Origin of the sequence: Janthinobacterium sp. NKUCC08_JDC (assembly GCF_019345575.1) — a bacterium.
Classification (GTDB): Bacteria; Pseudomonadota; Gammaproteobacteria; order Burkholderiales; family Burkholderiaceae_D; genus Janthinobacterium; species Janthinobacterium aestuarii.
Genome location: NZ_JAHKQW010000010.1, coordinates 51,722 through 72,290, shown reverse-complemented (window position 1 = coordinate 72,290; position 20,569 = coordinate 51,722). Strand labels below are relative to the sequence as shown.

General features: G+C 60.8%; 16 protein-coding genes. 2 read left to right on the top strand and 14 right to left on the bottom strand.

Features of this window, described 5'->3' with window-relative positions:
* The first annotated feature begins 148 nt into the window (after positions 1-148).
* Together KO538_RS20680 and KO538_RS20675 are read left to right on the top strand one after the other, a co-directional pair.
* Positions 149-2,260, top strand: coding sequence for a TonB-dependent siderophore receptor (locus KO538_RS20680; protein WP_219329504.1), 2,112 nt, complete (start codon positions 149-151; stop codon positions 2,258-2,260).
* 281 nt (positions 2,261-2,541) lie between these two features.
* A complete protein-coding gene (locus tag KO538_RS20675) occupies positions 2,542-2,991 on the top strand; it encodes a hypothetical protein (RefSeq protein WP_128140430.1) in 450 nt (149 codons plus the stop codon).
* Between the two features lie 319 nt (positions 2,992-3,310).
* Here the strand turns inward: KO538_RS20675 and KO538_RS20670 are convergent, their stop codons facing one another.
* From KO538_RS20670 to scpB, 14 genes are all read right to left on the bottom strand, one after another.
* Positions 3,311-3,694 (bottom strand): hypothetical protein, encoded by a 384-nt coding sequence (locus KO538_RS20670; RefSeq protein WP_034782540.1) that lies wholly within the window; start codon positions 3,692-3,694, stop codon positions 3,311-3,313.
* Positions 3,695-3,843: 149 nt separating this feature from the next.
* Positions 3,844-4,416: a hypothetical protein gene (locus tag KO538_RS20665; protein WP_219329503.1), complete on the bottom strand. Its 573-nt coding sequence runs from the start codon at positions 4,414-4,416 to the stop codon at positions 3,844-3,846.
* Between the two features lie 168 nt (positions 4,417-4,584).
* Positions 4,585-4,932 (bottom strand): energy transducer TonB, encoded by a 348-nt coding sequence (locus KO538_RS20660; protein ID WP_034760455.1) that lies wholly within the window; start codon positions 4,930-4,932, stop codon positions 4,585-4,587.
* A gap of 63 nt (positions 4,933-4,995) precedes the next feature.
* Positions 4,996-6,738 (bottom strand): methyl-accepting chemotaxis protein, encoded by a 1,743-nt coding sequence (locus KO538_RS20655; RefSeq protein ID WP_219329575.1) that lies wholly within the window; start codon positions 6,736-6,738, stop codon positions 4,996-4,998.
* Positions 6,739-7,273: 535 nt separating this feature from the next.
* Positions 7,274-7,735 (bottom strand): hypothetical protein, encoded by a 462-nt coding sequence (locus KO538_RS20650; RefSeq protein WP_219329502.1) that lies wholly within the window; start codon positions 7,733-7,735, stop codon positions 7,274-7,276.
* Positions 7,735-8,730, bottom strand: coding sequence for a tRNA dihydrouridine(20/20a) synthase DusA (gene dusA, locus KO538_RS20645; RefSeq protein WP_219329501.1), 996 nt, complete (start codon positions 8,728-8,730; stop codon positions 7,735-7,737). Before dusA ends, KO538_RS20650 begins: the two co-directional genes overlap by 1 nt.
* A 119-nt stretch (positions 8,731-8,849) precedes the next feature.
* Entirely contained in the window at positions 8,850-10,682 is a 1,833-nt protein-coding gene (gene typA / locus KO538_RS20640) for a translational GTPase TypA (RefSeq protein WP_034760139.1), read from the bottom strand.
* A 207-nt stretch (positions 10,683-10,889) separates the two neighbouring features.
* Positions 10,890-11,825 carry a tRNA pseudouridine(55) synthase TruB gene (gene truB, locus KO538_RS20635; protein ID WP_051992106.1) on the bottom strand — a complete coding sequence of 312 codons (936 nt, stop codon included), beginning with the start codon at positions 11,823-11,825 and terminating at the stop codon, positions 10,890-10,892.
* A gap of 2 nt (positions 11,826-11,827) precedes the next feature.
* The gene (gene rbfA / locus KO538_RS20630; RefSeq protein WP_034760142.1) at positions 11,828-12,244 is read right to left on the bottom strand and encodes a 30S ribosome-binding factor RbfA; all 417 of its coding nucleotides are present in this window, start codon (positions 12,242-12,244) and stop codon (positions 11,828-11,830) included.
* Positions 12,245-12,358: 114 nt separating this feature from the next.
* On the bottom strand, positions 12,359-15,217 hold the full coding sequence (infB, locus tag KO538_RS20625) for a translation initiation factor IF-2 (protein WP_034760145.1): 2,859 nt from the start codon (positions 15,215-15,217) through the stop codon (positions 12,359-12,361).
* Between the two features lie 46 nt (positions 15,218-15,263).
* Positions 15,264-16,829 (bottom strand): transcription termination factor NusA, encoded by a 1,566-nt coding sequence (gene nusA / locus KO538_RS20620; protein WP_034760148.1) that lies wholly within the window; start codon positions 16,827-16,829, stop codon positions 15,264-15,266.
* Entirely contained in the window at positions 16,826-17,314 is a 489-nt protein-coding gene (rimP, locus tag KO538_RS20615; protein ID WP_034760462.1) for a ribosome maturation factor RimP, read from the bottom strand. The genes nusA and rimP overlap by 4 nt, the downstream gene beginning before the upstream one ends.
* 344 nt (positions 17,315-17,658) lie before the next feature.
* Positions 17,659-19,743, bottom strand: coding sequence for a 23S rRNA pseudouridine(2605) synthase RluB (rluB, locus tag KO538_RS20610; protein ID WP_219329500.1), 2,085 nt, complete (start codon positions 19,741-19,743; stop codon positions 17,659-17,661).
* Positions 19,736-20,530, bottom strand: coding sequence for an SMC-Scp complex subunit ScpB (gene scpB, locus KO538_RS20605; protein WP_034760153.1), 795 nt, complete (start codon positions 20,528-20,530; stop codon positions 19,736-19,738). The genes rluB and scpB overlap by 8 nt, the downstream gene beginning before the upstream one ends.
* Between the last annotated feature and the right edge of the window lie 39 nt (positions 20,531-20,569).

Sequence of the window (20,569 nt, the reverse complement as noted above, 5' to 3'; positions counted from 1 at the left end):
AGGCATATAGCCACTACGCAACATTCGCAATTGACGGATAAAATGAGAATCATTATCATTCTTATCCCCTTGCGCCGGATGTCCACGCCACGATGTTGTCGCGCCGCCCGATTGCCCGCGCAAACATTGTCACTACGGAGATCCATGCATGGCCGCCACATTTTCCACACTGCCCTTTTCGCTGCGCCCGTGCGCGCTGGCCATCGCCCTCGCTTGCCTGAACGCGCCCATCGCCGCGCAGGCACAGCAAGCCAATACGGCCGATAACGCCGGCCCCATCCTGGAATCGATCCAGGTCAGCAGCAACCTGCTGGGCACCAGCATGGCCGCCAGCACGAAGAATTTCGCGGGCGCCCGCACCGTGGTGCAAAAGGACGACATCGAGAACTCGGGCGCAACCAGCCTCAGCGACGTAATGCGCCGCATTCCCGGTGTGCAGATCAGCGACAACTCGGGCAGCGCCGGCAGCGCCATCTCCCTGAACATCGGCGTACGCGGCCTGGCCGGGCGCTATTCGCCGCGCAGCACGGTCTTGCTGGACGGCATCCCGATGTCGGTGGCGCCGTATGGCCAGCCGCAACTGTCGTTCGCGCCCGTCAGCCTGGCCAATGTCGAGACGGTCGACGTGGTGCGCGGCGGCGGCGCCGTGCGCTTCGGCCCGCAAAACGTGGGCGGCATCATCAACTTCAAGACGCGCCGTGTGCCCACCACGCCAGGCATCACGGGCGACGCCACCGTGCGCTACAACTCGTACAGCGAAGTGGGCCACAACACGCAAGCGAGCGTCTTTGCCGGCACCCAGCTCGACAGCGGCCTGGGCCTGGCGGTGCTGTATTCGGGCATCCGCGGCAGCGACTGGCGCGTGGGCAGCGATGAAAAGGTCAACGACTTCGCCCTGAAATTCCGCTACGACCTGAGCCCCACGGCCGAGGTGTACGCCAAGCTGTCCTACTACGACGTGACGTCGCGCACGCCGGGCGGCCTGACCGCCGCGCAATACAAGGCCGACCCATTCCAGAACACGCGCCCGACCGACTTCTGGAGCGGCGAGCGCAAGGCCTTCGACATCGGCTACCTGAACGCGCTGTCCGGCACGCAGGAATTCGAGGTACGCGCCTATTACAACAAGAGTTCGCGTGAAAGCACCCTGATCAATGCGAACCGCACCGGCCTGGGCCGCCAGCCGCGCAATTATGAGACGACGGCCATCGAGCCGCGCTACACGCAGCGCTTCACGACCGGCAAGGTGTCGCAGGACGTCACCGTCGGCTACCGCTACCTGGCCGAGCGGGCTGACGAAAGCATCTACAACGTCGTCATCGCCACCGGCGTGCAACAAAAGCCGACGCGCTTCGCCGACAACTCGACCGATGCGCAAGCCGTGTATATCGATGACAAGATCGCCATCGACGCGTGGCGCATCACGCCGGGCGTGCGCTACGAACATATCAAGACGGAACGCTTCAACCACTTGCCCACCGACCAGAAGATCGATCTGCTCAACAACAAGGCCCTGCCCTCGCTGAACGTGGCCTACTTGCTCAACAACAACGTGACCCTGTTCGGCAACTACAACAGCTCGTTTGGCGCCGTGCAAAATACGCAGCTCAATGCGCAGTCAAGCAAGAACCCGCTGCAGCCGGAACTGGCGAAAACGGCCGAGCTGGGCGCGCGCTGGAAGAGCGGCCAGCTGTCGGCCGAAGCGACCTTGTTCAACATCAAGTTCGACAACCAGATCCAGTCCATCGGCAGCGGCGAGAACGTCGTCTTCTACAACGTGGGCGCCACGCACCACCGGGGCCTGGAATCGGCCGTCGACTACCACTTCGACAAGTCCGGCCCGCTGGCCGGCTTGAACGCCTACGCCACCTACACCTACACCAAGGCGACCTTGCAGGATGGCGTGAACGCGGGCAACGACGTGCCCTTCTATTCGCGCACCACGGATACCGTCGGCGCCCACTACCAGCTGGGCGCCTGGGGCTTCGACCTGTCGAGCAGCCACCAGAGCCGCCAGTTCGCCGACGAAGCCAACACCGTGGCGGAAAATGCGGCAGGCAGCCTGGGCGTGATTCCCGGCTTCCGTACCTGGAACACGCAAGTGAAATGGAAAGTACCGGGCCAGAGTGGCCTGGAACTGGTTGCCGGTGTCAACAACCTCGCCGACAAGCGCTACTTCACGCGCACGTCGGACGGCAACCTGGGCAAGCTGGTGGGCGCGCCGCGCATGGTTTACCTGCAGGGCCGCCTGGCGTTCTGATGCCCGTGCGCAGCTGAGCCCGTCGCAGCGTAGCGGACGTACAACTGCCGCCCGGCCACATGGCTCGGCGGCATTTTTCATAAAAAAACAGGTGCATTACATCAATTAATGTTGCCAAAAAGAATTAAACTAGCGCTACAATAGCGGGGTATCAAGCAATGCCAAGCATCGCTCCGCCAGGGCCCCTACCCCGCCCTGATCATCAGCACGCATTTATTGAACAGGAAGGCTGGCACCGCCGGGCCCGATCGAGCTCCCGGCACGGCCACCACACACGCACCATGTCTGCAGAAAAAACCATTACCGAAACGAGTTCCTACGGCAAGGAAACGCCCGTGGGACGTCCCGACATCGATGGCCGCGCCGGCATTTTCGTGCCCACGGCGGAATTCGACATCAGCAACAACACCACCATCCGCAAGGGCGCGGGCATTGTCGGCTTCGGCAACCTCGATGGCACCCTGACCGTGTATTTCGAAGCGAACCGCTTCGACGAAAGCAATCTGCACAAGTGGGAACACAAGGCGCGCAAGGCATATGACCGCATGGTCATGGGCGCGCCCACGGTGTCGAAGGCGAAAATCGATGCGCGCATGCTGGAACAGGTGGGCATCATCGATGGCATGGGCATCAATCTCAAGCACCCGGAACGCCTGACGCACTGGCTGACGATTTCGAACGTGCCGGACACGGCGCCGGAAGAGCCGGTCCTGCGCTGGAAAAACCGCTAGACGCCCGGAAAGCGAGGCGGGGCGCCAGGCGCGAGGTGTTGTCCTACATCGTGGCGGACATTCATCCGATGCCCAAAGGCATCAACTCATCCTATGATGAAAGCCTGACAACACACCTCATTCCACTCAGGAGTACGACATGTCCCGCCTCATCCCGATCAGCTTTGGCGCCTTGCAAATAGGTCTGGCAGCGGCGGCGATGTACATCCTGTGCTCGGCGGACGTGCTGCACCAGACGGCCGTGTATTTCCACTAATAAAATGAAAAAGCCGGGCAAGCAATGCTTGTCCGGCTTTGTCCTGCCTACGACCGCAATAGACTAGCGGCGGCCGTGGTAGCGGCCATGCCCGCCCCAGCCGCCGCGGTGTCCACCGTAGCGCCCAAAGCCAAACATGAAGTCCAGCCCAATTGTCACGGGCGGATTGTAATAATACGGTTGCGGTGCGTACACGGGCGCCGGCACATACACGGGCTGCTGAACGTAGACAGGCTGTTGCTGCACATACACGGGCTCATTCGTATATTCCACGCGCGGTGCGCTCATCACGCGGCCCGACTGCACCGGCTCGGACGAGACCGTATGCCATTCATAGGGATTGTAAGCCCCCTGCGGCGCGCGCGAACCGTAATACGCGGGACCGGGGGGCGCCACGGCACAGCCACCCAGGGCGGCCAGCGAAATTACTGCCAACAGGGTTTTCATCGCAATTCTCCTAATGTGTACTACTTAATTAAGTACTATAAGAAATTACGTGGTGCTTTGCTGCGCTTTTACCGATTGTTACACCCCGACGCACGCCGCAACATGAAATGTGGCAATCGCGCCACAAGCGGCCTACACCGCATGTTTCCTCAAATAAACGGAATCGCGCACGTATCGATGGCCTTGCCGGCAGCATCGTAGCGCTGCACGCACACCTGGTAGCGCACGCCGTAATCGAGCTCGACCTGCTCGATCTTGCCATACTTCAATTTCCAGCTGGGTTGCACCTGTTGCCGGCCTTCCAGCGCGGCCACATCCTGGGGAATCGCCATCGCCGTTTGCGTCTCGCCCTGGCGCGCATCCTGGCGTCGCGCCACGTCGATCAATACGCTTACGGCCAGGTCCACGCCGCCATCCGCATAGCTGAGCGTGGGCGCGCCGCGCTGCGCCCGCATCACGCCCCAGGCGCAAGGCTTGCCGCCGGCCTCGCATTGCTTCAGCTGCGCCAGCGGGAAATACTCAGGGGCAATCTTTCCATTCTTGATGGGCCAGCTTGTGCGCACGCCGTCGCGCTTGCCCGTCAGGGGATTGTCCCAGCTCAGGCTATTGACGACGGCCACGGTCTGCCCCGCCTGCAAGCCCACGGGCGTGCCCAGCGATGCGCAGGCGGAAAGCAGCAAACCGGCGGCGGCCAGGGAGGAAAGTGTCAGGATGCGCTGCATGATAGGCCTCTTGTGGTGGGAGATCCCGAAGATATGTTTCGAGGGTAACAGAATCGGCGGCAACAGTGCCGTTGGCTGACGCACATAACAGTACGGGCGGCACCCTTGCAGGCGCCGCCCGTAGCGGATACGGCCATGCCGGGAGCCTGGCTCCCGGCGATACGCGGATCAGTCCAGCTTCCAGGCGTAATCGACCTTGGTCCAGGTTTGCGCTGCGGCGCCATCCTTGGTGCCCGGCTTGAACTTGCATGCGGACAGGGCCTTGATGGCGGCCTTGTCCAGGTTCTTGAAGCCGCTGCTCTTCTCGACTTTCGAATCGGCAACGCTACCATCGGCATTGACCAGGAAGGACATCGACACGGTGCCCTGCTCTTCGTTCATCAGCGAGGCTTTCGGATAGTCGGCCTTGCAGTTCTTGGCATCGAACGACGCCGGCACCTCGGCCGCGAAGGCGGCGGAAGAAACGGACACCAGCAAGGCTGCTGCAACACTCATCAAACGCTTATTCTCAAACATGTGCTTCCCCATGATTATTATCAAATACGGTAGTTACCATTTCCTGTGCGCTGTTGGCCGCGCTTAAAACTCTTCCCACTCGTCATTGCTGCCCGCGCCTGCCGCCTTGCGTGGCGCTGGAGCCACGGGAGCGGCCGCTTCCGTCTTGCGCGTCAGCGACTTCACCGGGCGCAATGCCGGTGCCGGCTTGCGCACGGCCACCGGTGCCGCAGCGACCGCTACCGGTGCCGGCACATACGCCGCCGGTTTCTCTTCGCCTTCGACCAGTTTGAAGATGCTGACCACGTGGGCCAGTTCGGCCGCCTGGTCCTGCAAGCTTTGCGCCGCGGCGGCGGCCTGCTCCACCAGGGCCGCATTTTGCTGCGTCATGCCATCCATCTCGATGATCGACAGATTGACCTGTTCGATGCCAGCGCTTTGTTCCTGGCTGGCACTGGCGATCTCGCTCATGATGTCGGTCACGCGACGTACGCTGTCGACCACTTCACCCATCGTCACGCCGGCCTGGCCGACCAGACGCGTACCGCGTTCCGTCTTCTCGGCCGAATCGTCGATGAGGATCTTGATTTCTTTCGCGGCGCCAGCGGAACGCTGGGCCAGGTTGCGCACTTCCGACGCCACCACGGCAAAACCGCGGCCTTGCTCGCCGGCACGTGCCGCTTCCACGGCAGCATTCAGCGCCAGGATATTGGTCTGGAAGGCGATGCCATCGATCACGCCGATGATGTCGACAATCTTCTTCGCCGACTCGTTGATCGAGCTCATGGTGTCAACCACTTGCGACACCACGGAACCGCCCTTGATGGCGACATCCGAAGCGGTGGCGGCCAGCTTGTTGGCTTCGCGCGCATTGTCCGCATTCTGTTTCACGGTCGAGGTCAACTCTTCCATGGCCGACGCCGTTTTTTCCAGCGCGCTGGCTTGCATTTCCGTGCGCGACGACAGATCGATATTGCCATCGGCAATTTCACGCGAGGCCGTGCCGATGGTTTCCGTACCAACGCGCACCTGGCCGACGATGCCCACCAGGCTGTTGCGCATCTCCTTCATTTCCGCCAGCAGGCTGGACGTATCGGAAGGCTGCGTGTGGATGCCGATCGACAAGTCGCCATTGGCGATGCTGCCGGCAATCGATGCCGTGTAGTCAGGTTCACCGCCCAGCTGTTTCAGCAGGCCGCGGGTAATCACCAGTGCCGCCGCCACGCCCATCGCCACGGCCAGTACGCCGAGAATGATCATGAACAGGCGCGCGCTGTCGAAGGCCTTGCGGGCATCCGATTGCATCTGCTCGTTGAGCTTGTCTTCCAGCACGGCCAGCTGTTCCAGCGCTTCCATCCATTTTTTCTGTACCGGGCGGATTTCCTTGATCATCACGCGCGTGGCGCCTTCCGCATCGTTGGCCATCCACAATGCGGATGCCTTGGCGATGGCCGGCATGGCGGCCGCTTCGTATTCCTTGATCGAGGTCAGCAGCGCTTTTTCTTCAGGAGTGGACTCGACGGCGAATTTCTCTTCGAGCTTCTTCTGCGTTTCCTGATAGGTGCTCGTCTGCGTCTTGATACGCGCCATCTCCGGCTCCATATCGCCCGCGTCGGTCATCAGGGTCAGGATGCGCAGCGAGGTGATGCGGTCGCTGACGTTGCCACGCATGTCGATCACGAGGCGGGTGACGACGTTGTTGACATTGATCACGTGATCGAGACGCTCCTGGATTTGCGCCATGCGCGCGATGCCGAGGACGGTCACGGCCACCAGCAGAACCAGTACCAGGGCGAAACCCAGGCCCAGGCGGGTACCAACCTTCATTTTTGCTAAATTCATTTCGGCTCTTCGTAAATGAAACTATTGATAAGGATTTTTGCCCGGCACGACAAGACGAAGGCTGCGCAACACCGGTGTCCACCCTTACCCATTGGTATGCTGGCGGTATCCGGCCGCACGCAGCCCGGGGTACTTCCTGGTCTTTCAGCAGCCCTGGAAACGCCAGTGACTGCGAATGCAAACTTGCTCCGCACGCTGAATTTTTGACACCGTTGATGTGAGATCAACATCAAACATTCATATGAGAAATATTTGTCTATAATCAATTATAGGTGTAAATTTTGCCTCAAAGCAAGCAATATGTACCCGAATAAATGGCTGATTAACTTTCTTCGGGGAAATGGCAACAACGCCGTTTCTTGCCTCTTAGAAATGCCCCACGACAGTGCGGGCATGCGCCGAAACAGCGCATTTACAACACATGGCGTAGCCATATTGCATCGTTTTGGAAGAGGTACTCAGAGGAAGGGGAAGTACGGACAATACCAGTGCGCAGTGGCACCGGTATAGACAAGTTGACTCAGCTGTCCCAGCTGCAATGCATCACATAGGCGTGGCACTCTGTGCCGAAGACAAAGACGCTCCAGATGGCGCCCAATTGACCGGCCAGGCTGCGCTGGCCAGACGATACCAGTTGATACCAGCGGGGCTCGGCGTCCAGCAGTTCGGCCAGTTCGCGCTCGAAACCGTCATATAAACGGGCGTCGAGCGGCTGGCGGTCCGCCTCGCTCGCCGGATGCAAGCGCTCGAGCAGCCACTGGCGCGGCGTGCACAAGGCGCCGCTGCACACGACCGTTTCGAGCGGCTGCAGGCGCAAGCCGTCGGGCGTCACATCCAGCGCGCGGCACAAGGCATCGAACGATGCCTGCGGCGCGGCGGGCCCCAGATACGTGCAGAGCAAGTCGCTGCCGTCATCCTTGAGCGCGCTGACGGCTTGCAGGTAGCCGTCGATCTGGCGCGCATGGCCGTGGAAATCGCCCATTACGCAGGCAAGGACAAGCGCGCCGCCGCTTCCAGCAGCAACTGCGGGTCGCCCGAGGCCAGCTTCTTGGAATCGGACAGGGTCTGACGGAAGCCGCGCGCGCCGGGCAGGTTTTGCATCAGGCCCAGCATGTGGCGCGTGACGCTGTTCAGTTTTAATCTCCCCGCTTCTTTTTCCAGCTGTGCGCTGATGTACGGGATCATCGCTTCGAGCACTTGCTCGCGCGTTTTGACAGGCGCATCATCGCCGTAGTAGCGCTGGTCGAACTGCGCCATCACGTACGGGTTGTGATACGCCTCACGGCCCAGCATCACGCCGTCCAGGTGCTGCAAGTGCAGGTCGATTTCATCGAGCGTCTTGATGCCGCCATTGATGATGAATTCGAACTGGGGAAAGTCGCGCTTCAGGCGGTAGGCATAATCGTATTTCAGGGGCGGCACTTCGCGGTTTTCCTTCGGGCTCAGGCCTTTCAGGATGGCATTGCGCGCATGCACGATAAACGTCTTGCAGCCGGCGTCGGCCACGGTGCCGACGAAGTCGCGCACGAAGTCGTACGACTCGCTGTCATCGATGCCGATGCGGTGCTTCACCGTGACGTCGATATCGACCACGTCGCGCATGGCTTTCACGCAGTCGGCCACCAGTTGCGGTTCGGCCATCAGGCAGGCGCCGAATGCGCCCTTTTGCACGCGCTCGGACGGGCAGCCGCAGTTCAGGTTGACCTCGTCGTAACCCCACTGCTGGCCCAGCTTGGCACTGGTGGCCAGGTCCTTCGGATCGCTGCCGCCCAGCTGCAGTGCCACCGGATGTTCTTCCTCATTGAAGCGCAAATGGCGCTCCACGTCGCCGTACACGAGCGCGCCCGTCGTCACCATCTCGGTGTAGAGCCAGGTATGGCGCGTGATTTCGCGGTGGAACTTGCGGCAATGGCGGTCGGTCCAGTCCATCATCGGGGCGACGGACAGGCGGCGGGAAGGCAAAGAAGTGGAAGTCATGGTGTCTACAAAAAACAGGAGCTGCAAATGACAAACCCGCTGCGCGCCTCACCGGTGAAGGAAAGGCGGAGCAACGGGCTTGAGCGCGGCATGGCCCGCAGGCCATGCTCTACAACAGATTACGAATCACGCGACGCTTTTTTACGCTCGTGCTCTTTCAGGAAGCGCTTGCGCAGACGGATCGATTTAGGCGTGATTTCCACCAGTTCGTCGTCCTCGATGAATTCGACTGCGTATTCCAGCGACATCTGGATTGGCGGTACCAGGCGCACCGCTTCGTCGGTACCCGACGAACGCACGTTGGTCAGCTGCTTGCCCTTGATCGGGTTGACGACCAGGTCGTTGTCGCGCGAGTGGATACCGATGACCATGCCTTCGTAGACTGGGTCATTGTGCGACACGAACATGCGGCCGCGGTCTTGCAGTTTCCAGATAGCGTAGGCAACAGCAGCGCCGTCATCTTGCGAGATCAGCACGCCGTTACGACGGCCGGCCATTTCGCCACGGGTGTTGTCGACTGGCGCGTATTCATGGAATACGTGGCTCATCAAACCGGTGCCGCGGGTCAGGGTCATGAATTCGCCCTGGAAGCCGATCAGGCCACGCGCCGGGATCAGGTACTCGAGGCGCACGCGGCCCTTGCCATCCGATTCCATGTTTTGCAGGTCGCCACGACGACGGCCCAGTTCTTCCATGACGCCGCCCTGGTTGACTTCTTCAACGTCAACGGACAGGTTTTCAAACGGCTCGTGGCGCACGCCATCGACCATTTTGAAGACCACGCGTGGACGCGATACGGCCAGCTCGAAGCCTTCGCGACGCATGTTTTCGATCAGAATCGTCAGGTGCAGCTCGCCGCGGCCCGATACTTCAAAGATCGTGTCGTCGTCGGTTGGTGCCACGCGCAGAGCAACGTTGGCTTTCAATTCTTTTTCCAGACGGTCACGCAGTTGACGCGAGGTAACGAACTTGCCTTCGCGGCCAGCCAGTGGCGAGTTGTTGACCATGAAGTTCATGGTCAGGGTCGGCTCGTCGACGGTCAGCATCGGCAGCGCTTCAGGCGTGTCCAGTGCGCACAGGGTCGAACCGATGCCGATTTCGTCGATACCGTTGATCAGGCAGATGTCGCCGGCGACGGCTTCGTCAACCAGCACGCGCTCCAGGCCCTTGAAGTTCAGCACCTGGTTGATGCGGCCTTTGATCGGGGTCGCGCCTGGGCCATTGATGACCAGCACGTCCTGGCCGACTTTGACGGTACCGCGGTTGACGCGGCCAATGCCGATCTTGCCGACGTACGACGAGTAGTCCAGCGAGGTGATCTGCATTTGCAGCGGGCCTTCAGGATTGTCGTCGCGTACTGGAACGTGTTCCAGGATGGCGTCGAACATCGGCTTCATGTCGCCGCCGCGCACGTCTTCGGTCAGGCCGGCATAGCCGTTCAGGCCCGAAGCGTAAATGATAGGGAAATCCAGTTGTTCGTCGGTAGCGCCCAGCTTGTCGAACAGTTCGAACGTCTGGTTGATCGCCCAGTCCGGACGTGCGCCTGGACGGTCGATCTTGTTGACGATAACGATAGGCTTCAGACCCAGTGCCAGCGCTTTACGCGTGACGAAACGGGTTTGCGGCATCGGGCCTTCCTGTGCATCGATCAGCAGCAGAACCGAGTCCACCATCGACAGAACACGTTCCACTTCGCCGCCGAAGTCGGCGTGGCCTGGGGTGTCGACGATGTTGATGTGGGTGCCTTCGTACTCAACGGCGCAGTTCTTCGACAGAATCGTAATGCCGCGCTCCTTTTCCAGGTCGTTCGAGTCCATGACTCGGGTGTCGACCGCTTGGTTTTCACGGAAGGTGCCGGACTGGCGCAGCAGCTGATCCACCAGCGTGGTTTTGCCGTGGTCAACGTGGGCGATAATGGCGATATTACGAATTGCGCGTTTTGTATTTGACATGGTCGTAGTAGTTACTGAAAAACTGCGGAGTGCGTACAAGGTGTACGAGATACCCGAATGCTAATCTATTTCCGGAACCGCGTAGTATAGCATGTTGCGTTGCAACGCTATCTAAAAATGCTGGCGGCTCTTGCAGTCGGGGACGATTTGTTTAAAAAAGCGACACTGGTTCAAGAGTGTCGCTGGGTAATGTGACGTTGCCGTGACTTATTGGTGCGCCGTGGCAATGAGACGCTCTGGCGCCAGGATGCTGTATTCCTGCAACTGGCCCGTGCCCAGCAGCTTGCTGTCGTGATACACGCGCACCCTGCCCGGCTCGGCTGGCACGGCGACGTCTTCCTTGCCCAGCGCGATGCGCTGGCCATGCAGGAAACGCTTGGCCAATTCTTCCGTCAGCTGGACGGCAGGGAAACTCGACAGCAAGGCATCGACGGGAGCCAGCAAGCTCAGCGGCGCGGCATGCGCCGTCAGTTCATCCAGGGTAACGACGCCGTCAAGCGTCAGGTTGCCCACCTGCGTGCGGCGCAAGGCGTTCAGATGGCCGCCGCAACCGAGGGCATGGCCGATGTCTTCGCCCAGCACGCGGATATACGTGCCCTTGCTGCACATCACGGACAATTTCAGGAACGGGGCTTCATAGCCGAGGAACTCGAGCTTGTGGATGGTCACCGGGCGCGCTTCGCGCTCCAGGGTGATGCCTGCCCTTGCATACTCATATAAGGGCTTGCCGTCCCTTTTCAAGGCCGAGTACATGGGCGGCGTCTGCAGGATGGGTCCGCGGAACTGCGCCAGCACGGCTTCGATCTGCTCTTCGGTGACGTTGACGTCGCGCGTTTCCAGCACGTCGCCTTCCGTGTCGCCCGTATCCGTCGTCTGCCCCAGGTGCACCAGGGTTTCGTAGGTTTTATCGGCTTCCAGCAAGTCCTGCGAGAACTTGGTCGCCTCGCCAAAGCACAGCGGCAGCAAGCCCGTGGCGAACGGATCCAGGGTGCCCGTATGGCCCGCCTTCTTTGCGTTCAAGACGCGCTTGGCCTTGATCAGGGCGTCGTTGCTGGACCAGCCCACAGGCTTATCCAGCAGCAAGACGCCATCGACCAGGTCGCGCACCCGCTTGATGCCGGGCGGTTTCTTCGGACCCGCCACTGTTATTGCTCGTCCGCTTCTGGTTTGGCATCCGGCTCGGCGTCAGCCGCGCGCGTGGCGTTGGCCTTGTCGATCAGCAGCGACATTTCCATGCCGCGCGAGGTCGAGCTGTCGTGCACGAAATGCAGCATCGGCAGGGTGTGGATGTGCAGGCGCTTGCCCAGCAGGCCGCGGATGAAGCCAGACGCGGCCATCAAGCCTTCGGTGGTGTTCTTGATGGCTTCCTTGCTGTCTTTCAACATCGTGAAAAACACCTTGGCGTGCGCGTAATCGGGCGTGATCTGCACTTCGGTGATGGTGATCATCGTGCCGACGCGCGGATCCTTCAATTCGTAGGCGACGATTTCAGCCAGATCGCGCTGGATCTGGTCGGCCACGCGCAAGCCGCGCGCTGGCATGGTTTTGCTATGTTTAGCCATGATTTTATGCTGTCCTAAGTGCCGCAGGGCGCATGGGTCAAACGGTTGCCCGTTGACCAATGCGCCCCACGTGTTTGCGCGGACATCACTATGTCCGCGCCATTGCTTCTGTGATTACAGGGTACGAGCGATTTCCTGGACTTCGAACACTTCCAGCGTGTCGCCAACCTGAATGTCGTTGTAGTTCTTCAGCGACAGGCCGCACTCCAGACCGGCGCGAACTTCTTTCGCATCGTCCTTGAAGCGTTTCAGGGAGTCGATCTCGCCGCTCCACACCACGATGTTGTTGCGCAACAGGCGGACGGAAGAAGCACGCTTGACCACGCCATCGGTGACCAGGCAACCGGCAATCGCGCCCACTTTCGAGACCAGGATAACCTGGCGGATCTCGACCTGGCCGATAACGGTTTCGCGTTTCTCTGGTGCCAACATGCCCGACAACGCCGATTTGATCTCGTCGATCGCATCGTAAATGATGTTGTAGTAGCGAATGTCCACGCCATTCGACTCGGCCAGCTTGCGTGCCTGGGCATCAGCACGGGCGTTAAAGCCGATGATGACCGCTTTCGAGGCGACTGCCAGGTTGACGTCCGATTCCGTGATGCCGCCGACGGCCGCGTGCACAACTTGTACGCGCACTTCGGAGGTCGACAGTTTCTGCAACGAGCCAACCAGCGCTTCTTGCGAACCTTGCACGTCGGTTTTGATGATCAATGGCAAGTTTTTCACTTCGCCTTCGGCCATCTGGTCGAACATGTTTTCCAGTTTCGCAGCTTGCTGTTTCGCCAGTTTCACGTCGCGGAACTTGCCTTGACGGAACAGACCGATTTCACGCGCTTTGCGCTCGTCAGCCATGACGACGACTTCTTCACCGGCAACCGGCACTTCCGTCAGACCCTGGATTTCGACCGGAATCGAAGGACCCGCTTCAGCGATCGACTTGCCGTTCTCGTCCAGCATGGCGCGAACACGGCCATACGAAGAGCCAGCCAGAATCACGTCGCCGCGCTTCAGGGTACCGGACTGCACCAGGATCGTCGCGACAGGACCACGGCCCTTGTCCAGACGTGCCTCGACGACCAGGCCGCGCGCAGGCGCATCGACCGGTGCCGTCAGTTCCAGCACTTCGGCTTGCAACAGTACTTGTTCCAGCAGGTCGTCGATACCTTGACCCGTTTTCGCCGACACCGGCACGAATGGCGATTCGCCACCGTATTCTTCCGGCACGACTTGTTCTGCGACCAGTTCCTGCGTCACGCGGTCAACGTTGCCGCCTGGTTTGTCGACCTTGTTGATCGCCACCACCAGCGGTACGCCGGCTGCTTTCGCATGGGCAATCGCTTCTTTCGTTTGCGGCATCACGCCATCGTCGGCGGCAACCACCAGAATGACGATGTCGGTTGCCTTGGCGCCACGGGCACGCATCGCGGTAAACGCTTCGTGGCCCGGGGTGTCGAGGAAGGTGATCATGCCGCGTGGCGTATCGACGTGGTAAGCGCCGATATGCTGCGTAATGCCGCCCGCTTCGCCGGAAGCAACCTTGGCGCGACGGATGTAATCGAGCAGCGAGGTCTTGCCATGGTCGACGTGACCCATGACGGTGACCACCGGTGCGCGTGGCTTGGTTTCGAAGTGCGCGTGTTCGCCCACATCGGCCAGCAGCGCTTCCGGATCGTCCAGTTCGGCGGCGAACGCCTTGTGGCCCATTTCTTCCACCAGAATCATGGCGGTTTCCTGGTCCAGCACCTGGTTGATCGTGCACATCTGGCCCAATTTCATCAAATGCTTGATGACTTCGGATGCCTTGACGGACATTTTGTGCGCCAGTTCGGCCACGGTGATCGTTTCCGGTACGTGCACGTCCTTGACGACAGCTTCCGTAGGAGCCTGGAAGTTCGATTCACGGTCGTCATGGTGCGTCGGGCGACGGCCCTTCGCGCCACCGCGCCAGCTGTCACGGCCGCCTGGGCCGCTATTGCCGCGTGGTTTCGGACCACCGGTGGTGCCGCGTTTTTTCGCGTCATCGGACCAGGTGGACGACACATTGGCCGACTTGATCGATTTCTTGTCTGCAACAGCAGGCTTCTTGTCGCCCGGCTTGTCGCCAGGTTTCTTGTCAGCAGGCTTGTGCAGGGTGCCTTCCGGCGCCTTCGGCTTGACGGGAACCGGTACGGGTTCCGGTGCCTTGATGGCGCGGCGTGGCGCGTTCATCATGGCCTTGATCTGGGCAACTTCGTCGGCAACGGCCTTGCGTGCACGCTCGGTGGCTTCCGCTTTGTCAGCGGCTTCCTTGGCGGCAACAGCAGCGGCAGCCGCTTTCTTCTTCGCTTCTTCAGCGGCAGCAGCTTTTTTCGCTTCGGCGGCGGCGTCGTCAACGACAGGCGCAGCGGCGCTGGCGGCAGGCGCGGCGGCAGCCTTGGCGGCCGCTTTCTTCGCTTCTGCTTCAGCTTCTTTCTTCGCAGCCAATTCAGCCTGTTGCGTGGCTTTCGCCTGGGCTTCTTTTTCCGCGTCGAGCTTGGCCAGACGTTCTTGCTTTTCGCGCAGATCGGCTTCCTGGCGGGCGATCAGTTCAGCCTGTTTACGGGCTTCTTCTTCACGGCGCGCCACGTCGGCGGGATCGATCACCGGTGCGGCAGGCGCGACCGGTTCTGCCGCGACCGGCGCAGCTTCGTCACGCTGGACGAAAGTGCGTTTCTTGCGCACTTCCACCTGGATGGTGCGCGACTTGCCGGTGGCGTCAGCTTGCTTGATTTCAGTCGTTTCCTTGCGGGTCACGGTGATTTTTTTCTTTTCTGTGTCAGCCGCTGCGCCGTGTGTGCGGCGCAGATGATCCAAAAGCTTGTCCTTATCATCTTTCGACAATGGATCTGACGTCGAACTTTTCTCGACGCCGGCAGAACGCAGCTGCGTCAGCAGCAAATCTGCAGGCATCTTCAGTTCGGTGGCAAATTGGGCTACGTTGTTACTCGCCATTCAGTCCTCTTTTCTATGTGTCGCGGAGATGATAAAGATACTCAAATTAAGCCTTTGCGGATTCGGCCAGACTCCATGCCTTGGCTTGCAACGCCTTGGCACGATCGTCGTATTTCGAGTCAACCAACTTCATCTCATCGTCGGTCACATCTTTAAATTCACTTGTAATCAGTTCACGCGCACGGTCCGCAGACAAGGCCAGGATTGCGCCAAATTCGTCGTATGCCAGTGCTGCAAATGCTTCAACGGTCTTGATACCAGCCAGACCCAGCTTGCCGGCGGTAATGCGGTCCATGCCTTCCAGACCCACCAACGCCTCGTCCATGCCTTCCAGACCCTCTTCCGAAGCAATCGCTTCGGTAACCAGCGCATCACGCGCACGGGTACGGAGTTCATTGACGGTATCTTCGTCAAACGATTCGATTTCCAGCATTTCGGAAATTGGCACGTAAGCGATTTCTTCCAGACTGGCGAAACCTTCTTCCACCAGAATATCGGCCACTTCCTGGTCGACATCGAGCTTTTCCATGAACAGGATGCGCACGGCAGCCGTTTCCTGGGCAGCTTTGTCAGCCGATTCTTCGGCCGTCATGATGTTGATCTTCCAGCCGGTCAGGTCCGAGGCCAGGCGCACGTTCTGGCCGGAACGGCCGATCGCGATTGCCAGGTTTTCTTCGTCCACGACGACATCCATCGCGTGTTTTTCTTCATCGACCATGATCGACGACACGTTCGCCGGCGCCAGGGCGCCGATGACAAACTGCGCCGGATCTTCCGACCACAGCACGATGTCGACACGTTCGCCACCGAGTTCGCCGGTCACGGCCTGCACGCGCGAACCGCGCATGCCGACGCAAGTACCGATCGGATCGATGCGCTTGTCGGCCGTGTAGACGGCGATCTTGGCGCGGACGCCGGCATCGCGGGCTGCGGATTTGATCTCCAGCATGCCTTGCTCGATTTCCGGCACTTCCAGTTCGAACAGCTTCATGATGAATTCCGGCGCGGTGCGCGACAGAATCACTTGCGGGCCGCGCATGTTGCGGTCGATACGCAAGATGAAGGCACGCACACGGTCGCCGATACGCAGATTCTCTTTCGGGATCATCTGGTCGCGTGGCAGACGCGCTTCGATCTTGCCCGATTCGACGATGGCGTCGCCGCGTTCCATGCGCTTGATGGTGCCGGTGACGAGCGAATCGCCGCGTTCCAGGAAGTCGACCAGGATCTGTTCGCGTTCGGCGTCACGTACGCGCTGCAGGACAACCTGTTTGGTATCCTGGGCGAAACGGCGGCCGAATTCGACGGATTCGATCGGTTCTTCGATATGGTCATCGACTTCGATATCGGCGATCTGTTCTTTTGCCTCGAAATGCAGGATCTCCTGATCCGGCAATTGCAGGCCCGCTTCATCGGGCACGACGTGCCAGCGGCGGAACGATTCGAATTCGCCCGTTTCGCGGTCGATCGAAACGCGGATGTCTACCTCACCCTCATACCGTTTCTTCGTGGCTTGCGCCAACGCGAATTCGAGGGCGCCGAAGACGACATCTTTATCGACGTTTTTTTCGCGCGCCAGCGCGTCAACCAATAATAAAACTTCGCGGCTCATGCTTTGCGTCCCTTAAAAACCACCTGCGGCACCAAGCGTGCCTTATCCACATCGGCGAGCGTAAACTCCAACATCGCCGGACCATCCTTACCTTCAAATTCCAACGACAATTTATCGCCCACGGGTTCTTGCAGAATCCCCTGGAACGATTTCCGGTTGTTCGTACCCGGCATCGCCACAGTCAGCTTGACGATGATTTCCTGGCCTGCGAAACGGACGAAGTCTTCCAGCTTGCGCACCGGACGATCGAGACCCGGGGAAGAAATCTCGAGACGCTCGTAAGGAACGTTCTCTACCGTCAACACATGCGATAACTGGTGACTCACCGTGGCACAGTCTTCGACCGTGATCGGACCTTTTTCAGCGGCATCGGCGGCGCTGAAATCAATAAAGACGCGCAGCAGCCCGCGCTCGGCACGTTCGACATCAACGAGCTCATAGCCCAGACCTGTAACTGTCTTTTCAATTAATCCCAACTGCTGCAAAAAATTCTCCAGAAATAAGGCCCGTTTTCGGCATGACGGCGCCGCAATGAGCGCCGACACCATGCAAAAACACGCATTCAAGTCATATATGGCCCCTTGCGGAGCCATTACAAACGGTTCAACAAAAAAAAAATGGGCATCTGCCCATCTTCTTGTATTTCCCCAACCAGATGAAAGCACTCCCCACCAAACAACCCTGCGGAGAACTTTTATTAGGCTGCAGATTATAACCTCTTATTAACTTCGCCGCAATGCCGCACACGAGGAGCGGCCCGGCTTACAACAGTTACAAGAGCGCGCACCCGCGGCAGATCGGCGGGCGCGCAAGAAGAAACTCTTCCCGATTAACCTTTGCTGCGGCGGCGCGGCATGCCATCCATGCCGCCACGATCCATGCCGCCACGCGGCTGGCCACCGGAACGCGCTTGCCCACCGGCGCCACCACCCGTATTGCGGCGCGGACCCGTGTTGGCGAAGCCGAATGCCGTTTGCAGCGGATCGGGCTGACGCGGACCGCGCTGCGGCGCGCGGCCTTCGCCGCCACCGGCCGGACGACCTTGACCCTGGCCTGCCGCACGCGGCGGACGGCCCTGGCCTTGCGGCGCGCCTTCGAACGAGGCCGACGAACGCGGCTGGCCGCCCTGGAACGGGCCTTGCGGCTGGCCACGGCCAGGACCACGGGCTTCGCCTGGACGACCGGCGCCGCCTGGACGACCCTGGCCTTGCGGACGGGCAAACTGGCCTTGCGGCTGGCCACGGCGCGGCGCGACCGGGAAAGGATCGGCGTTGCGGTTGCTCACATCGATACGGTTGCCATTCGGTTCATCATCGCGGCTCGCCTTGCGCGCTTCGCGGCCCTTGGCGGCGCCAGCGGCACGGGGGTCGCCCGATGCCGGCATTTTCTTTTCGATGCCGTAGGCGGTCAACAGATCGCGCACGGTGTTTTCATCCATCTCTTCCCAGCGGCCGCGTTTCAGGCCGCTCGGCAGGGTCATGGCACCGTAGCGGGTACGGATCAGGCGCGACACGGTCAGGCCGATCGCTTCGAACATGCGGCGCACTTCGCGGTTACGGCCTTCGCCGATCACCACGCGGTACCACTTGTTGATGCCTTCGCCGCCGCCATCGGCGATCTTCGAGAACTGCGCCAGGCCGTCTTCCAGCTCGACGCCGGCCAGCAGCTTCTGGCGCATGCCCTCTTCCAGCTCGCCCAGAGTACGTACGGCGTACTCGCGGTCAATGCCGTAGCGCGGGTGCATCAAACGGTTGGCCAAGTCACCGGAGGTAGTAAACAGCAGCAAGCCTTCCGTGTTGAAGTCGAGGCGGCCAACGGCCAGCCACTTGCCCGCTTTCATGGTCGGCAGGCGGTCGAACACGGATGGACGGCCGTCCGGGTCGTTGTGGCTGACGATTTCGCCGGCCGGCTTGTGGTAGACCAAGACGCGCGGCGGCTTCTTGCTGACGCGGCGCTGGATCAACTTGCCGTTGATACGCACGTGGTCGCTCGGCAGGATGCGCTGGCCGATGTGGGCCGGCTCGCCATTGACGGACACGCGGCCCGAAATGATCAAGTCCTCCATGTCGCGGCGCGAACCGAGACCGGCTTCGGCCAGCACCTTGTGCAGCTTCGGCGCGTCGTCGTCGGACGTCAGGTCGCGGCGCACGGCCACTTTCTGTACGCGGCCCGTGCCGCCTTCTTCGCTGTCGAACGCGTCGGAGGTGACGAACGAGAAGACAGCGTCAGCGTCGCTGAGCTTGCCTGGCGCAGCCTGGCGGCCCTTGCCCTTTTTACGGCTCTTGCCGGCATTCTTGCCGGCACCCGGCACGTCGTTGCGCGGACCGCGCGGCAGGCGAGGACCGGACACGAGGTTGCCTTCGGCATCGAACACATCGGCGACAGGCGCGGCGGCTTGCTCGGCGACAGGTGCTGCTGCAACGGCGTCGGCTGCCTGCGGCGCTTCGGCGCGCGGCGGCTGGCGCAGTGCGCGTTCCGCCTGCACGCCACGCATCTGGCGCGGACCACGGGTCGGGCGTGCTTCGGCCGGCTTGTCAGCGACGGCTTCGGGCGCCGTTTCAGCGACGGCGGCAGCGGCCTTGGCGGCGGCGCGAGCGCGCGGCGGACGCGGCGCAGGGGCGGCAACCGCCTCGGCAGCCGCTTCGGCGGCGTCGGCCACGGCCTTCAGGGCTGGCTTGGCACGGGTTTTCTTGGCGGCTGGCGCAGCTTCTGCTTCAGCAGCGACGGCGGCAACGGGCGCATCGGCGGCCACGTCGGCTTTCGTGCGGCGCTTCGGCTTGGCAGCGGCGGTGTCGCCTGCAGCAACGGCAGCGGCCGTATCAGCTTCGATCTGGGCCTTGGTGCGGCGCTTGGGCTTGGCAACGATGGCTTCGTCGCTGGCGGTAACTGTCTCGGGTGTGTTCGGATTATTCATTCTTCGTTTCTTGGCTGTGCTGACCTGGCGCAGCGTCAACCGTTAGTTCTGGCGCAGGGTCGTGAGTGTAGGCTTCGTCCGTGGGCGAAGCATCGGGGCCGGCATCAAGGCTTGCTGTCACATCTACATCTGTCACAGCCGTATTGCTACCTGCACCAAGCTGGGGGACAAGCTCATTGCTTGCCTTGTCAAAATTTTCCTGCAGAGCCGCTTCCAGGGCTTCGAGCCCATTGCCCTGCATCTCGCTGATTTGCTGCAAAGGCGGCAGCTGGGACAGCGATTGCAAACCCAGGTCATCCAAAAACTGCTTGGTGGTGGCCAGCAAGGCCGGCCGGCCCACCACGTCGCGGTAGCCGATGGCATCGACCCAGCCACGGTCTTCCAGCATCTTGATCGTCTGCGAATTGACGGCAACGCCGCGAATTTCCTCGATATCGCCGCGCGTCACCGGCTGGCGGTAGGCGATGATGGCCAGGGTTTCCAAGGTCGCCCGCGAATACTTGGGCGGCCGCTCGGGCGTCAAACGGTCGAGATACATCTTCATTTCCGGACGGCTTTGAAAGCGCCAGCCCGAGGCCAGACTGACGATCTCGATGCCGCGCCCTTCCCATTCATCGCGCAACTCTTCCAGCAACTGCTTGATCGTGTCGGCACCAACGCCGACGCCGCGCACGCGGCCATTCTCGTCCGCATCGACGAACAGCTTTTTCAAGCTGTGGATCGTCAGCGATTCACGAGCGCACAGCAACGCGGTTTCGAGGACTTTTTTAGCCTCAATTGTATTCATAGCAATTCTGTGCGGATGTGTGTTGCAATTCGTATGCAG

Excerpts from the sequence above, each read along its gene's own strand:
- rbfA (WP_034760142.1), bottom strand. The coding sequence starts at position 12,244 with ATGGCTAAACATAGCAAAACCATGCCAGCGCGCGGCTTGCGCGTGGCC.
- typA (WP_034760139.1), bottom strand. The coding sequence starts at position 10,682 with ATGTCAAATACAAAACGCGCAATTCGTAATATCGCCATTATCGCCCAC.
- dusA (WP_219329501.1), bottom strand. The coding sequence starts at position 8,730 with ATGACTTCCACTTCTTTGCCTTCCCGCCGCCTGTCCGTCGCCCCGATG.
- KO538_RS20655 (WP_219329575.1), bottom strand. The coding sequence starts at position 6,738 with ATGAAGGTTGGTACCCGCCTGGGCCTGGGTTTCGCCCTGGTACTGGTT.
- KO538_RS20660 (WP_034760455.1), bottom strand. The coding sequence starts at position 4,932 with ATGTTTGAGAATAAGCGTTTGATGAGTGTTGCAGCAGCCTTGCTGGTG.
- rluB (WP_219329500.1), bottom strand. The coding sequence starts at position 19,743 with ATGAATAATCCGAACACACCCGAGACAGTTACCGCCAGCGACGAAGCC.
- KO538_RS20670 (WP_034782540.1), bottom strand. The coding sequence starts at position 3,694 with ATGAAAACCCTGTTGGCAGTAATTTCGCTGGCCGCCCTGGGTGGCTGT.
- KO538_RS20665 (WP_219329503.1), bottom strand. The coding sequence starts at position 4,416 with ATGCAGCGCATCCTGACACTTTCCTCCCTGGCCGCCGCCGGTTTGCTG.
- KO538_RS20650 (WP_219329502.1), bottom strand. The coding sequence starts at position 7,735 with ATGGGCGATTTCCACGGCCATGCGCGCCAGATCGACGGCTACCTGCAA.
- nusA (WP_034760148.1), bottom strand. The coding sequence starts at position 16,829 with ATGAGCCGCGAAGTTTTATTATTGGTTGACGCGCTGGCGCGCGAAAAA.
- KO538_RS20680 (WP_219329504.1), top strand. The coding sequence starts at position 149 with ATGGCCGCCACATTTTCCACACTGCCCTTTTCGCTGCGCCCGTGCGCG.
- scpB (WP_034760153.1), bottom strand. The coding sequence starts at position 20,530 with ATGAATACAATTGAGGCTAAAAAAGTCCTCGAAACCGCGTTGCTGTGC.
- infB (WP_034760145.1), bottom strand. The coding sequence starts at position 15,217 with ATGGCGAGTAACAACGTAGCCCAATTTGCCACCGAACTGAAGATGCCT.
- KO538_RS20675 (WP_128140430.1), top strand. The coding sequence starts at position 2,542 with ATGTCTGCAGAAAAAACCATTACCGAAACGAGTTCCTACGGCAAGGAA.